Origin of the sequence: Xanthomonas sp. LMC-A-07 (genome assembly GCF_030208825.1) — a bacterium.
GTDB lineage: Bacteria > Pseudomonadota > Gammaproteobacteria > Xanthomonadales > Xanthomonadaceae > Xanthomonas > Xanthomonas campestris.
The window spans coordinates 161,394-175,713 of the sequence record NZ_JARVTF010000009.1 but is presented as its reverse complement, the minus strand read 5'-3'; the positions used below and the strand labels follow the sequence as shown (position 1 = coordinate 175,713).

General features: G+C 65.7%; 12 protein-coding genes. 6 read left to right on the top strand and 6 right to left on the bottom strand.

Translation table 11 applies throughout. The features are described 5' to 3' along the window. Positions 1–128: 128 nt before the first annotated feature. The 3 genes from galC (at position 129) to QRM89_RS11155 (ending at position 4,956) form a co-directional block, all read left to right on the top strand. Entirely contained in the window at positions 129–1,970 is a 1,842-nt protein-coding gene (gene galC, locus QRM89_RS11165; protein WP_285448047.1) for a beta-galactosidase GalC, read from the top strand. Positions 1,971–2,443: 473 nt separating this feature from the next. After that, positions 2,444–2,659: a hypothetical protein gene (locus tag QRM89_RS11160; RefSeq protein WP_014508557.1), complete on the top strand. Its 216-nt coding sequence runs from the start codon at positions 2,444–2,446 to the stop codon at positions 2,657–2,659. A 1,229-nt stretch (positions 2,660–3,888) separates the two neighbouring features. After that, positions 3,889–4,956 carry a sialidase family protein gene (locus QRM89_RS11155; RefSeq protein WP_285448046.1) on the top strand — a complete coding sequence of 356 codons (1,068 nt, stop codon included), beginning with the start codon at positions 3,889–3,891 and terminating at the stop codon, positions 4,954–4,956. 127 nt (positions 4,957–5,083) lie between these two features. On the opposite strand, the gene QRM89_RS11150 is transcribed toward QRM89_RS11155, so the two are convergent. Next, positions 5,084–5,827 carry a copper homeostasis protein CutC gene (locus QRM89_RS11150; protein ID WP_161962010.1) on the bottom strand — a complete coding sequence of 248 codons (744 nt, stop codon included), beginning with the start codon at positions 5,825–5,827 and terminating at the stop codon, positions 5,084–5,086. Next, positions 5,824–6,888 carry a N(4)-(beta-N-acetylglucosaminyl)-L-asparaginase gene (locus QRM89_RS11145; protein WP_285448045.1) on the bottom strand — a complete coding sequence of 355 codons (1,065 nt, stop codon included), beginning with the start codon at positions 6,886–6,888 and terminating at the stop codon, positions 5,824–5,826. The genes QRM89_RS11150 and QRM89_RS11145 overlap by 4 nt, the downstream gene beginning before the upstream one ends. A gap of 597 nt (positions 6,889–7,485) precedes the next feature. Here QRM89_RS11145 and QRM89_RS11140 point away from each other — a divergent pair. The 3 genes from QRM89_RS11140 (at position 7,486) to QRM89_RS11130 (ending at position 11,504) form a co-directional block, all read left to right on the top strand. After that, entirely contained in the window at positions 7,486–8,970 is a 1,485-nt protein-coding gene (locus QRM89_RS11140) for a VWA domain-containing protein (RefSeq protein ID WP_285448044.1), read from the top strand. Between the two features lie 87 nt (positions 8,971–9,057). Continuing rightward, positions 9,058–9,630 (top strand): sigma-70 family RNA polymerase sigma factor, encoded by a 573-nt coding sequence (locus QRM89_RS11135; protein WP_042594995.1) that lies wholly within the window; start codon positions 9,058–9,060, stop codon positions 9,628–9,630. Continuing rightward, positions 9,627–11,504 carry a hypothetical protein gene (locus QRM89_RS11130; protein WP_343237680.1) on the top strand — a complete coding sequence of 626 codons (1,878 nt, stop codon included), beginning with the start codon at positions 9,627–9,629 and terminating at the stop codon, positions 11,502–11,504. The genes QRM89_RS11135 and QRM89_RS11130 overlap by 4 nt, the downstream gene beginning before the upstream one ends. Before the next feature lie 240 nt (positions 11,505–11,744). On the opposite strand, the gene QRM89_RS11125 is transcribed toward QRM89_RS11130, so the two are convergent. The 4 genes from QRM89_RS11125 to QRM89_RS11110 form a co-directional block, all read right to left on the bottom strand. After that, entirely contained in the window at positions 11,745–12,317 is a 573-nt protein-coding gene (locus QRM89_RS11125) for a GNAT family N-acetyltransferase (protein WP_116921599.1), read from the bottom strand. Continuing rightward, positions 12,314–12,463: a hypothetical protein gene (locus tag QRM89_RS11120; RefSeq protein ID WP_285448042.1), complete on the bottom strand. Its 150-nt coding sequence runs from the start codon at positions 12,461–12,463 to the stop codon at positions 12,314–12,316. Before QRM89_RS11120 ends, QRM89_RS11125 begins: the two co-directional genes overlap by 4 nt. Before the next feature lie 161 nt (positions 12,464–12,624). Next, positions 12,625–13,101: a chemotaxis protein CheW gene (locus QRM89_RS11115; RefSeq protein ID WP_012437706.1), complete on the bottom strand. Its 477-nt coding sequence runs from the start codon at positions 13,099–13,101 to the stop codon at positions 12,625–12,627. Positions 13,102–13,135: 34 nt separating this feature from the next. Next, the gene (locus tag QRM89_RS11110) at positions 13,136–14,317 is read right to left on the bottom strand and encodes a chemotaxis protein CheB (RefSeq protein WP_116921598.1); all 1,182 of its coding nucleotides are present in this window, start codon (positions 14,315–14,317) and stop codon (positions 13,136–13,138) included. Between the last annotated feature and the right edge of the window lie 3 nt (positions 14,318–14,320).

Genomic DNA, 14,320 nt, shown 5'->3' with positions numbered 1-14,320 from the left:
GCGGTGCTGCATGGCGCAACGACAGACAGCCTGCGGTGCACGCAGCACCGGCACTGCAGCCTGGCCTGCCATCCGTTCGTGTCACTCGCCCCACGTCATTCGTCATTCGTCATTGCCGAGAATTGCCCATGTTGCGTACCACGCTTGCCCCGCTCGTCCTGGCCCTGGCCATCGCACTGCCCATCACCGCCACGGCCGCCAGCGATGACCAGTGGCCCACCTTCGCCACCCAGGGCACGCAGTTCGTGCGCGACGGCAAGCCGTACCAAGTGCTTTCCGGTGCCATCCATTTCCAGCGCATTCCGCGCGCCTATTGGAAAGACCGCCTGCAAAAAGCGCGTGCGCTGGGTTTGAACACCGTGGAAACCTACGTGTTCTGGAACCTAGTCGAACCGCAGCAGGGGCAATTCGATTTCAACGCCAATAACGACGTGGCCGCGTTCGTACGCGAGGCCGCCGCGCAAGGCCTCAACGTGATCCTGCGGCCGGGCCCGTACGCCTGCGCGGAATGGGAAGCCGGTGGGTATCCAGCCTGGTTGTTCGGCAAGGACAACATCCGTGTGCGCAGCCGCGACCCGCGCTTTCTCGGCGCCAGCCAGGCCTACCTGGATGCGGTGGCAAAGCAGATACAACCGCTGCTCAACCACAACGGCGGCCCGATCATTGCCGTGCAGGTGGAGAACGAATACGGCTCCTACGACGACGACCATGCCTACATGGCCGACAACCGCGCCATGTTCGTCAAGGCCGGCTTCGACAAGGCGCTGCTGTTTACCTCCGACGGCGCAGACATGCTTGCCAACGGCACCCTGCCGGGCACGTTGGCCGTGGTGAACTTCGCCCCGGGCGAGGCCAAGAGTGCGTTCGACAAACTGATCAAGTTTCAGCCTGACCAACCACGCATGGTCGGCGAATACTGGGCCGGCTGGTTCGACCATTGGGGCACGCCGCACGCGAGCACCAACGCCAAGCAGCAGACCGAAGAACTGGAATGGATCCTGCGCCAGGGCCACTCGGCCAACCTCTACATGTTCATCGGCGGCACCAGTTTCGGCTTCATGAACGGTGCCAATTTCCAGGGTAATCCCAGCGACCATTACGCACCGCAGACTACCAGCTACGACTACGACGCCATCCTGGACGAAGCCGGCCGCCCCACGCCCAAGTTCGCGCTGATGCGCGATGCCATCACGCGCGTCACCGGCGTGCAGCCGCCGGCCTTGCCCGCACCGATCGCTATGGCCGCGCTGAAGGACGCACCGCTGCGCGAGTCGGCCTCGCTGTGGGACAACCTGCCCGCGCCCATCGCCATCGCCACGCCGCAGCCGATGGAACATTTTGGCCAGGATTATGGCTACATCCTGTATCGCACCACCGTCACCGGCCCGCGCAAGGGTTCGCTATATCTGGGCGAGGTGCGCGACGTAGCACGCGTGTATCTGGACAAGAAGCCGGTCGCCAGCGTCGAGCGTCGCCTGCAGCAGGTCTCCACCAACGTGGATATTCCGGCCGGCGAACACACGCTCGATGTGCTGGTCGAAAACAGCGGCCGCATCAACTACGGCCCGCGCATGGCCGACGGCCGCGCCGGCCTGGTCGACCCGGTACTGCTGGACAACCAGCAACTCACCAACTGGCAGGCGTTCCCGCTCCCCATGCGCTCGCCCGACAGCATCCGCGGCTGGACCCGCAACACAGTGCAAGGCCCTGCCTTTCATCGCGGCACCCTGCGCATCGGCACGCCCACCGACACCTACCTGGACATGCGCGCATTCGGCAAAGGCATCGCCTGGGCCAACGGCGTCAACCTCGGCAGGCACTGGAACATCGGCCCGCAACGGGCGCTGTATTACCCCGCCCCGTTCCAGCGCAAGGGCGACAACACCGTGGTGGTGTTCGACCTGGACAGCACCCCCAAGCCGAGCGTGCGCGGCCTGCAGCAGCAGGTATGGATGACGCCGAAGGAGTGAGCGCGGCAGGGACCGTGCGGGCTGTGCGTCTGCGTCGCGCGTACGCAGTGGTCAGGTGATTGGTGATTGGTGAGTAGTGGTGGCGCTTGGTAATTGGCTACTGGCGGTTGGCGGCTGGCCGCTAGCGGCTGATCGCTGGTGGTCAGTCCCGCCGGCTAGTTGCTGACAGCTCAGGCCAACGTGCGCCCGCACGAACCAGAAGCCTCCATCCGCCACTCCAGCGATCAGGCTCGCCACCGCCAACCCCACCGGCAGGCAACCGCCATCCAGCCGCCGGGCCACGGGCCCTTCAGAGCCCAGCAGCCCCGCCGTTAACTGGACATCCGGTGCTCGTGCACCGTCCGCGGCCCGCGTGGTATCGGACGGACCACATTCAAGGCAAGATCACCGGCTCACGTCGCTATACAGAGAGAGCGGCGCATTCCCGTCGTCCGTTTGAACGGCGGTCAGTTGGTTGGTTCCAGGAGCGTTTCATGTCGTCGTCCACCGTTACGCAAGACCCTGTCTCCGCGGTTCCGGAGCAGACCCAGCACGCCTTCGCCGAACACGTCCACAGCAAGCACGCACCCAGCAAACCGATCGGCAGCACCGAAGCGACGCACCTGATGACCTTCCTGGTCCAGACCCACGCGGCCAAACAACCGCAGACCCTGCTGCCCCCGCAAGGCCGCGACCAAGACGCCGCCTGAGCGCAGCGCAGCCGCGCGTTGGCAACACGGGCGATAGCACCATTGCTGTCACCGGCGCGCAGACCGGCCCCCTTTGTGGGTCACCGATCGCCGGCATCGCCAACACCACGCTCGATCACAGAGACAGCCTCAACCTCCCGCATGCCCGGCTTGCGGGAATGCGATGTGTCGCCGTATTGCCGACCGCTCGCACGATGACGCAGATGGTGGGATCACCACGGCTGTACTGAATGCGTCGAGCCCACGCCGCGCCACCGCCTGCATGGACAGGCGCGCGACCCGGCCGGTGATGGGGCCGGCACGCTGGTAGCGACGCGCACCTAGCCGGATGCAATCTCAGGGCAACACTGCAACGCACTGCTTTGGCGTGGCGTTTGTTCTGCGTTATTTACTTTCTTGTTTGGCTCTTTGCTTGAACGTCAGGCGCCAAAAATCCGCCTTAGCGCTGGTATCGATTGCGTGGCAGTGCACGTCACTACTCCGCCCCAACGCAACTGCAACCGCAGCTGCCGCAGATCTGCTTTCCGTAAACCTGCCTGGCTGTTGCTGTCGCTGCTCCAGCATTTCCACGCCGTCACCGTCGCGCCGTATCGGCGGTCGATGCACTGCACGCCGACAGGCATGCGACTGGCTATTGCGATTGAACTTAAAAAGCATCGACACGAGCACGAGCACGAGCAAAGCTTGGGCTTTGGCACCAGCAACTGCAGACAGGCTCCCACTCTTATTTCGGTTTCGGCTTCTGCATTTGCCTCTGCTACTGCTCCCTGGGGCCCCATACCGCAGCGGCAGGCGCTCCGGGTCAAACCCCATCGGGGCGCCACGAATGGATGCGCGACGTTTTTCAAAGGGACAGGGACGTCCCTTTGAAAAATTCCCGGATGGCCTGCGGACCTGGAGCGCGTAGCGCGGAAGGCGCGAGGACGGGGTGTGCTTTCTTTTGGTTACTTTTCTTTGCACAAGCAAAGAAAAGTGACTCGACCCAACGGGGCGAAAGCTCTGCCCTCAACAGCGCAACGAGCCAACTAGGGTCCGACCACGGCGAAATTCTGCGCAATGGCGATAGGCACCGTCACCAAAGACGTCCAGCCAGCGCAACGGGGCGCGAGTGTGATGACATCGCGCTCCCCGCCGTGGTCGGCAACCGGAACCACCTCGGATAACCAAAGCAATGGCATTCAATAGCTGATAAACAGGTATCTTTAAAATCCGTCGAGAACTGAACCACGATGCGACCGGCATGCCTGTTGACCAGTGTTGTCTTGAGCCTGGCCGCGCTATGCGCGCAGGCGCAATCACCCGCGCCTGCACCCCCGGCCGTGGTGCTGAGCGAGTTCATCGCCAACCCCGCGCCCACCCCGCAGGCACACGCGTCGACCTTGCTGGAAACACGCGATGGCACCCTGCTTGCGGCCTGGTTCGGCGGCGCACACGAGGGTGCGCTCGATGTCGGTATCTGGCTCGCCCAACGCGGTCCGCAGCACTGGCAGACACCACGCCGCATCGCAGACGGCGCGCACGCAGGCGTAGATGGCGCGGCATTGCCGGCCTGGAATCCGGTGCTGTTCCAGCCCCGGCATGGCCCGGTGCAGCTCTATTACAAGCTCGGCCCCAACCCGCGCGACTGGTGGGGCCTGCGCATCACCTCCACCGATGACGGCGCGCAGTGGTCGCCCCCGCAGCGCTTGCCCAACGGCATTCTCGGGCCGATCAAGAACAAGCCTCTGCAGTTGCCCAATGGACGCATCCTGGCCCCAAGCAGCAGCGAGGACCGCGGTTGGCGCGCCCACCTGGAATGGAGCGATGACGACGGCGCGCACTGGCAGCGCGGCCTGCCGCTCAACGACGCCGCCACCATCGGCGCCATCCAGCCCAGCCTGTTGCTGCACGCCGATGGCCGCCTGCAAGCGCTTGGCCGCAGCCAGCAAAACAAACTGTTCAGTACCTTCTCCAACGATGGCGGGCTGCACTGGCAGCCAATGCAATTGCTGGACGTGGAGAACCCCAACAGCGGCACGGATGCCGTGATGCTGCGCGACGGCCGCGCCCTGCTCGTCTACAACGCGGGCATCGCCGGCAAGCAATGGTGGGATGGCCGCGGCACGCTGGCCGTTGCGGTGTCAGACGACGGCGTGCAGTGGCGCCGCGTGCTCACCCTGGAAGACAGCCCGAAAGATGAATTCTCGTACCCGGCCGTGATCCAGACCCGCGATGGCCTGGTGCACATCAGCTACACCTGGAAGCGCCAGCGCATCAAGCATGTGGTGATCGACCCGGCGAAATTAATCGTGCGTTGATTGGGGTTGGTGCGTTGAGCGAGCGCGTGAGCTGCGTAATAACCAACCGCTACTGGTGCGCCCACGCTTCACCAGGCCACCATCAGGCAATCCAAGCACCCAGTAGCAGCCCGCCCGCACCCGCCACTTACGCTGTCTGCAACAACTGCACGATGCTGCGCACGCGCGCCACGTCGGTGCGTTGATAATCGCCGCCCAGGTCAGTGATGTACGGATGCGGTGCGTGCACCTGTGCCGCCACCGGGCCGCGCGCCGAGGCATGAAATTCGCGCGCACCGGTGCCTGCGCGCAGTGCCTGTACATTGGCCGCCGAGACACCCGCACCCGGCATGATGCTGATCCGCTCGCCGGCCTGCCGCACCAGGGCAGCAATGGTCTCTACACCTTCAAGCGCGCTCGCACGCGCACCCGAGGTCAACACACGCTCGCAACCCAGCGTAATCGCATCCTCCAGCACGCGTGCGGGATCGGCGCTGACATCGATCGCGCGATGGAACGTCACGCCCAGCGTTCCTGCGGCCTCGATCAACGCACGCATCGCCGGCAGGTCGACTTGCCCCTGCGGATCCAGCGCGCCCAGCACCACGCCGTCGCAGCCCAGCCGTACGCACTGCTCCACGTCGCGCCGCATCACCTCCACTTCCGCAGCGTCGAAAACAAAATCGCCCACGCGCGGGCGGATCAGCACATACAGCGGAATATGCAGACGTTCGCGCACCACTGCCAAGGTGCCGAACGAGGGCGTCAGCCCACCGCCATCCAGCCCGCCACAGAGTTCAACGCGGATCGCACCGCCATCCTGCGCGGCCAATGCCGAGCCCACCGAATCGGCCGCCACTTCCAATCCCACCACGACGTCTGCCGCACTCATGCGGCGGGCTCGTTGCGGTAGTGGCTCTCACCGGGCACCAGCAGGTCCTGCCGCTGCGCATCGCAGACCGCGTAGCTGAAACCCTTCTGGATCGCGAACGCGCCGACCTCGCCGCGTTTGTTCATCGCCAGAAAGCCCACCTGCAGCGTGCGCGTAAGCTCGGGCTTGCGCCGCACCAGTCGCATCACCACCTCGCGGCATGCATCTGCCGGCGACTTGCCCTGGCGCATCATTTCCACCACCGCGAAACTACCGACATTGCGGATCACTTCTTCGCCAACGCCGGTCGAGGTCGCACCACCGACCTCGTTGTCCACATACAGCCCCGCTCCGATGATGGGGCTATCGCCGACCCGGCCGTGCATCTTCCACGCCATGCCACTGGTGGTGCACGCGCCGGACAGATTGCCGTGCGCATCGAGTGCCAGCATGCCGATGGTGTCGTGGTTGTCCTTGCCACCCGGCAGCTTGGCATCGCGCCAGGCGCGGTTCTCGATATTGGCTTCGGGCGAATACTTGGACGTCTTCAACCACTCCTTCCACGCCGCCTCCGAACTGGGCGTCAGCAGCTTGGTCTTTGGGAACCCCTGCTCAAGCGCGAACTGCCGCGCACCATCGCCCACCAGCATCACGTGCGGCGTTTTTTCCATCACCGCGCGCGCCACCGAGATCGCGTGCACCACATCTTCCAGTGAAGCCACCGCCCCGCAATTGCCGAGGTGATCCATGATGCAGGCATCCAGGGTCACCCGCCCGTCGCGATCCGGATAGCCACCCAGGCCCACGGTGGGATTGCTGGCATCGGCCTCGGGCACGCGCACGCCCGCTTCCACCGCATCCAGCGCCTTGCCGCCGGCTTTCAGAATGTTCCAGGCCGCCTGATTGGCGGCGATGCCGAAATCCCAGGTCGAGATCACCCGCGGCGCGCCAGCGGGCAGGACCGGCACGCGTGCCGTAGTGGCCGCGCCCGCAGCTGCCCGCGCACGCGCGCCCCACCCGGCCAGCCCGGAGGCAATGGCGCCCAGCGTGGCGCTCTTGAGGAAGTGACGACGTTGGATCATCCAGATGCACTCCGTGACGGAAACAGGTGACCGCGCGATCAGCGGCAGCCTCCCATGATGCGACAGCGGGGCGCGCCGATAAACCACAACGCCGCTGCCGTGCATGCGGATCCGCGCACAACGCGATCCACGGCAGCGCGAACGCAGCCGCCAAGTCGGCGAAAAAAATGTCGCATCGGTTAACCCCGTTTCCCATCCTGGCCCGTTAGACGTTCAGAGGCGCAGTGCACGGCGACCTCCGGACCTCTTCTCTCGCCACGCTTGTTCTCGACAAGCAAAGGACGTTGTATGCCGCGCCACAGCCTTCTTGCGCTCGCCCTGCTCCTGGGCGCCTGCAGCAGCAATCAGCCCACCATCCCGTCGCTCACCCACGACGCTGCCAAACCACGCGAACAGCAGCCGCCGGTAGCGGACTCAGCGGCAAACCTGCCGTTACCCGAGACCAGCATGGTGGCGCCCCAGGTCGAAAGCTCACTGCGCCAGCGTGCACAAGGGAACGTGTATGCCTCCAAGACAGCGTCACGCCCAATGCTGCCTGCACCGCCGGTGCTTTCCACCCCCGCAGCCCCTGCCCCGGCGGTCGCACTCGCAGCGCCGATGCACATGCATGAGCGCCTGATGCCAACGCCGCCCAGCCCGCCCACCGAGAACCGTGAGACCTATCAAACGCTGAGCGACAACCCGATCGTGCAGGCCGCCGAACAGCCGGTCTCCACCTTCAGCATCGACGTGGATACCGGCAGCTACAGCAATGTGCGCCGCTTCTTGAATGCCGGCACCTTGCCACCGGTGGATGCAGTGCGCGTAGAAGAACTGATCAACTATTTCCGCTACGACGATCCGGCGCCGACGGATGGCACGCCGTTCGCGGTACGCACCGAACTGGCACCCACGCCCTGGAACACCGACACGCTGCTGCTGCGTATCGGCGTCGCCGGCCGCGATGTGCCAACCGCCGCGTTGCCGCCCGCAAACCTGGTGTTCCTGGTGGATGTCTCCGGCTCGATGGACGCGCCAGACAAGTTGCCGCTCCTGCAGTCATCGCTCAAATTGCTGGTGCGGCAACTGCGGAAGCAGGACCGCATCACCCTGGTGACCTACGCCGGCAGCACCGCCGTGGTGTTGCCACCCACATCCGGCGACCAACAAACGCGCATCGTCGAAGCCATCGACAGCCTGCAATCGGGCGGCGGCACTGCCGGTGCCAGTGGCATCGAGCTGGCCTACAAAGCGGCCCAGCAGGCGTATCTGCGCGGCGGCATCAACCGCATCCTGCTGGCCACCGATGGCGACTTCAACGTGGGCGTCACCGATTTCGACCAGCTCAAGGGCATGGTGGCCGAAAAGCGCCGTTCCGGCGTGGCATTGAGCACGCTCGGCTTTGGCACCGGCAACTACAACGACACGCTGATGGAGCAACTGGCCGACGCCGGCGATGGCGCCTACGCCTACATCGACTCGGCGCTGGAAGCACGCAAGGTGCTCACCCACGAACTGGGGTCGACACTGGCCACCATCGCGCGCGACGTCAAGATCCAGGTCGAATTCAATCCGGGCACGGTCAAGGAATACCGCCTGATCGGCTATGAAAACCGTGCATTGCGCCGCGAGGATTTCAACAACGACCAGGTCGACGCCGGCGACATCGGCGCCGGGCACACTGTCACCGCATTGTATGAAATCACCCCGGCACAGGGCGCCGCCTCCGTCGACCCGCTGCGTTACGCCACCACCGCGGCGCGGCGCCCGCAGCCTACGACCGGCAACGAGCTGGCGCACGTCAAGCTGCGCTACAAGCTGCCGGAGGCGCAGCGCAGCCGTCTGCTCGATACCGTGGTGCGTGCCAACCAGCAGCAAGCGCTCGCTGCCACCAGCGATGCGTTCCGCTTTTCGGCAGCGGTGGCCGGCTTTGGTCAACGTCTGCGTGGCGGCAGCCAGCTGCACGGCTGGGATTACCCGCAGCTGCGCGCATTGGCGGCTGGCAGCCTGGGCAGCGACCGGCATGGCTACCGCGCCGATTTCCTGCAGCTGCTGCAGCAGGCAGACGCATTGAGCAGCCGGCCGCTTGCCACTAACGACTGATCGCTAGGACGTTCCCCGGAAGATGGCATGCGCGCTGAGCTGGCAATGAGCCATTGCACCACGCAGCACGCGCTCTACACTGCGCGCATGCCATCGACCGATCTTGCGCAACTTCCCGACGAGGAGCTCATGCTCCTCGTCGCCAATGGCTTCATCGAGCAACCGGCAAGCATGCTGTTCCAGCGCCACAACCGTGCGCTGTTCAATTTTCTGGCCTGGCTCTGCGAGGGCAATCTCAGCGAGGCCGAAGACCTGGCGCAGAAGACCTGGGTCAAGCTGATGACCCGATGCAGCGACTACCGGCCCGGGCAGGCCGCGTTCACCACATTCCTGTTCCAGATCGGCCGTAATGCGTGGATCGACACGCGCCGCAGCGCCCACCACACCACCTCGACCGCACTGGACGACGCGCATCTGCAACTGCCCGACCAGGAGTTGTCGGGCGAGCAGTTGGCGATGCTTGGCCAACAGCAGCACCGCGTGCGCGCTGCGGTCATGGCCTTGCCGGATGCGCAGCGCGAAGTGGTGGTGCTGCGGTTCTTTGCCGAACTTGGTGTTGAAGAAATCGCCCACGTGGTGGGCGAAGGCTTCGAGACCGTGAAAAGCCGCCTGCGCTATGCATTCGCCAAGCTACGCGTCAGCCTGGATGCGGTGCAATGAGCGCACTGTTCGAGCAGTTCCTGGCGGGCGAAGACGGCATCTCGGCGCTGCTGCGCGCACTGCCTGCGTACGCGCCCCCAGCGGGGATGGATGCGTGGTTTTTAGAGGCGGCACGGGCAGCGGCAGCGAATGCGGCAACCACAGCAGGAGCCGCAGCAGAAGCACCGCAAGCGCAAGCCGGGTCGGCGCCAGTGATCCACGCTGCGGGAGCGCAGACGTTTGATTTCGAGCCACCTGCCAGCCTGCACGCAGCATTCGCCACAGCCGCCGCGCAGGCCGATCAAGCACAGGCGTCGCAGCGACAGGCAGTGCAGACGCAACTGGCACACGGCGGCGACGCCGTGCAGGCAGTCGGTGCGCCATTGAGCGCGCAGGCGCGCGCGTGGATCGACGCGCAACAGCACGTGGAGCTGGCGGAGCGGCCCGCCGCGTTTGTTCGCAGCGTTTCATCGCGCGGCGATGCGTTGTCGGATTCGGAGACATCCGCGGGAACGGCTGCACCTGCTGAGGTGAATGATCACTCGGGGATTACCTCAGCGCGTCGGTTTGAAATAAACAGCAACAACAAAACCAACAGCGACAGCGACAGCGACAGCGACAGCGACAGCGACAATCATCGCCTGGGCAAGCATGTGCACGCACACGCGGTACAAGCCTCCAGCGCACCTGTTCCTCAGCCCGCCTCCGAACACGATACGCGCGAGGTGGCCGCAGCGGCAACGACGCAAGCACAGCAACCTGCCATGGCTGACACGCATGTGCCCGCAACGCCAACCCTCAGGAGCACACGGCGGCGGCGCTGGATGCCGACACTCGCATTTGCCGCGTCGATCACGCTCGCCGTCGGTGTGGGGCTGCAATGGCAGGCCCATCAACCCGTGCCCGATGCTGCGATGGACGTAGCGCCAGCCCCCCCATCGGATGCACATCAAGCAACGACGGATTCTGGCCAACCACCACTTCCGATGGCACAGCTGATCGATGCGCCCGCAGCGTCTTCGATGGCCGTGCAGGCGCCCATCGATGCACCTGCATCTTCCACTGAATCTGCGCAACCTGCTCCGCCCTCGCCTGCCGAAGCGCCCGCAGTCACAGCCAAATCGCTGCCGAACCCTGCGCCTCCGTTGGCGCCTGCCGTTGCACCACCGGCAGCGGCACCAGCGCCACCGGCGCCCTCCGAATTCGCAGTCGCAGCGGCGCCGTCGTTGCCGGAACCGATGGCAGAAGGCAATGCTGCAGCCGAAGCCGCACCTACCCCAGCACCACCACCCCCTGCACCGATCGCCGCGAGCCGGGCAGATGCGTCTGCCGATGCGTTGCTTGCACAAACAACACCGACGCGCCCTGCTGCGATGCCTCGCACAGCGGCCGCGGCAGAGGCAGAGGCAGAGGCAGAGGCACTACCCTCGGTGATGGACCGCAGCAGATCCACATCCTCCATATCGCCTGCCGACATGGCATCCGTCCCGGCTGCAACCGTGGTCGGTCAGTTCAGCGCATCAGCGCGTCGCGCACCGCTCATCCATAACGACGCGCAGCGCGATATCCAGTCGGCACCGCTGCCTGCCGAAGCGTCGCTTGCGATGCAGGTCCACGCCAAGCCATCCCCGGCGCCACGACCCGCAGGCGAGGTCGTCGCACTTTCGGTACGCCCTACCGCGTGGTTCGCCCAACGTGCGCCCAGCACTGCGCCGCCGCGCATCCGTCTGTGGGCTGCAGCGCCCGACACACCGGCTGTACAGCGCTGGGCCGCGGGTTTGCGCGAGCAGATTCAGCAACGCGACTGGACAACGCGCGTGGACGTTTTGCAGGACACACAGCTGGCAGTGGACCAACTGCGCGTGGACATGTCTTCCAGCAACGCGCGGGAGTGACGCCAGCGGCCTGTCGAGCAGCCGTAGCCGCTGGGCCGCAAAGGCTTTGACACTCAGACGACGTATGCGTTCGCCTCACACGATGTGGCTTTTGCCGTCCCCAGACGTCCTTAAGCGGCGCGATGCATACAGATGCGAGTTATTCCGCAACGTGGTCATCAGCGCCAACTCAACAACAACTGGGAACGTGACCGATCCGGCGCATGCAACCGAGTGCAACGGTTACTCAAAGGCCATCCATCACTCCTCGGCCGGAAACCCATCCTCACGCAGCAGGCTGGTCAGCACATGGTCGCGCCACACGCCGTTCAACTGCAGATAGCGGCGCGCCTGCCCTTCCACCTGGAAGCCCAGGCGCTGCAACACGCGCGCACTGCGCTGATTGTCGGGCACGTACTGCGCCATCACGCGGTGCAGGCCCAGCGCCTCGAATACAAAAGCAATGCCCTGGGTGGCAGCCCAGTGGATCAGGCCACGGCCCTGCTGCTGCGCATCCAGCCCGTAGCCCATGTGGCAGGCCTGAAACGCACCGCGCTGGATCTGGGTAAAGCCCAGCGTGCCAATCACCTGGCTCTCCATCAGCAACACCAGCTGGAGTTCGCGCTCGCCCGGCACTGCGGTGCGGTACGCGATGCACAGGCGCCGCCAGCCATCGGTGGTGTAGAACGCCGGCGGCCGTGCCGGCATGGCATCGGCCAGGTGAGCGCGATTGCGGGTGTGGTAGTCGGCCATGGCTGCTGGGTCCACCACGGCCAGGTCGCACAACACCACGCCGTCGGCATGCCGTAGCGGTGCAAACACCGGGATGCTCACGGTGGCGCGCTCGAACGACGCATCCTGCCCAAACGCGGCACGCTCGCGCCGATCAACTGCATCGCGAAAAACAGCGTTTCGAGCAGGCTATTCGCACAATGCGTAGCCGCAGCAACAAGGGCGACGCCCGCACGCAACCGCAGCATGCGCGGCTCATTTGGATAGAAAGAACGACGGCTGAAACAGAGCACTGGTGGCCGCTCTAAACGAGCAGCGCTGCAACGCATCCATCGCGTCGCTACGTTCGCTACCGGAGGCGATGGCACACATGGCTGCGTGGCGGTCACGCAGCCGTGGGGCGTTGGTGTCAGGCGGCCGCGGCGGCGAGCGCCTGGCCCACCTGCGCCTCGATGGCGTCCAGGTCGGGCAGCAACGCACTCTGTTCGCCCAGCAGCACGCGCATGTGCACGCCGTCGGGCAGCACATCTTCGGAGGCGTCGGCCAGCAGGCCATCGCGCGGCACCGAGATCAGCTGCGGGAACGAGGCAGTGAGCAATGCGAAATACGGCAGCACCGGGTTGCCACCCAGCGCCTTCAGCACGATCACCTTGTTGTTGAGCGCGGTGGGCTCTTCGCCCATGCCACTCAGGCGCGCGAACGACAGCAGCGGCACCTTCCAGCCGTACCAGTCGATGCGGCCCACCATCCAGCGTGGCATGTCGGCCAGCGGTTCCACCGCCACGCGCGACATCACCTCGGCCACCGTGGCGTTGGGCAGCAGCACGCGCTCCTGTCCGGCCTGGATCAGGACGCCGCGGATTTCGTCATTGTTGGCGTAGCTCATCGCTTGTCTTCCAATCTGGGTGGGAACGCCCGGCTTACGCCGGCCAACGCTGCGCCAACGCCTGCGCCAACTGGGCCGGGTCACCGGAAAGCATGCCCTGCTGCGCCAGGCGCGCGGCGGCGGCCGGGTCGTAGCAGCCATCGGCGGATTGCCCGGCTACCCAACCACCCTGCCCGGCCAGGGCCAGCGTGGCCTCGACCAGTGCTTCGTTGGCACCACTGAGCATCAGCACCGCACTGTCGGCCGGCGGCAACGCGGCCACCAGCGCCGCCGGGTCGGTCTGCGCGGCAAAGGCCAGTGCACCGGCCTGCTGCTGCACGCCGACCTCGTCGGACAACACATAGACCTTGCCAGCCTCGATCGGCTGGCCAATCTCTCCCAGCTCCACCGGCAACGCCGACACCCGGCCCATCTGCCGCACCAGGTTGCCGTACTGCCCGCCATCCAGCGCCATGCGCACCAGCAGCGGGCGCGGGAAGGCCGGCGGCAGCGCGGCCAGCAGGCGGCGGATCGCATCCGGCCCGCCAATCCCGGCCATCACCAGCACCGCACCCTTGCTGGCCGCGGCCTGATCCAGATCCACCAGCGACAGACTGCCCGTGGACAGCGCGGCCATATCCGGCTCGCTGCGCGGACGCACCACCACGGCCACCTCATCGACCAGGCCCCAGGTGCTGGAATCGCCCAGCGCCGGTGTCGACGCAGACACCGCAGGTGCGGCCTCGGCTACGTGACTGAACATCGCATCGCCAGGCACGCGTTCGAAGGCATGCGCGGCCGCTTCCAGATGCTGATCCAACTGCAGGTCCGAATCCTGACGATTGGAGACGAACGCCAGGCCCGGCTCCGGCTGCAGCGATGGCTCGCTTTCGGTGCCGGGCGGCAGCACATCGGCATGGCCGTGCAGCTTGGCGGCCAGATGGCGCACCCAGCGCTGCGCTTCCCAGCCCTCGCGGCGCACGGTCAGCTCGGCTTCGTCGAAAATCACCGTGACGCCGGGCATGTTGAAGGCCGGCTCCAGGGCTTCGAGCGCATCCTCGATTGCCGGCTCCAGCGCGACCAGCACCGCGACCGGCTCGGCATCGCGCAGCATCTGCACGTCGACCGCCGCCGGCTCGTCTTCCAGCACGACTTGCGCACCGGCCAGTGTCAGGGCTTCGCGCAGACGCTCGCGTGCCTGCCCGGGCCGGCCCAGCAGGGCCACTGGAGTTCCCATAGC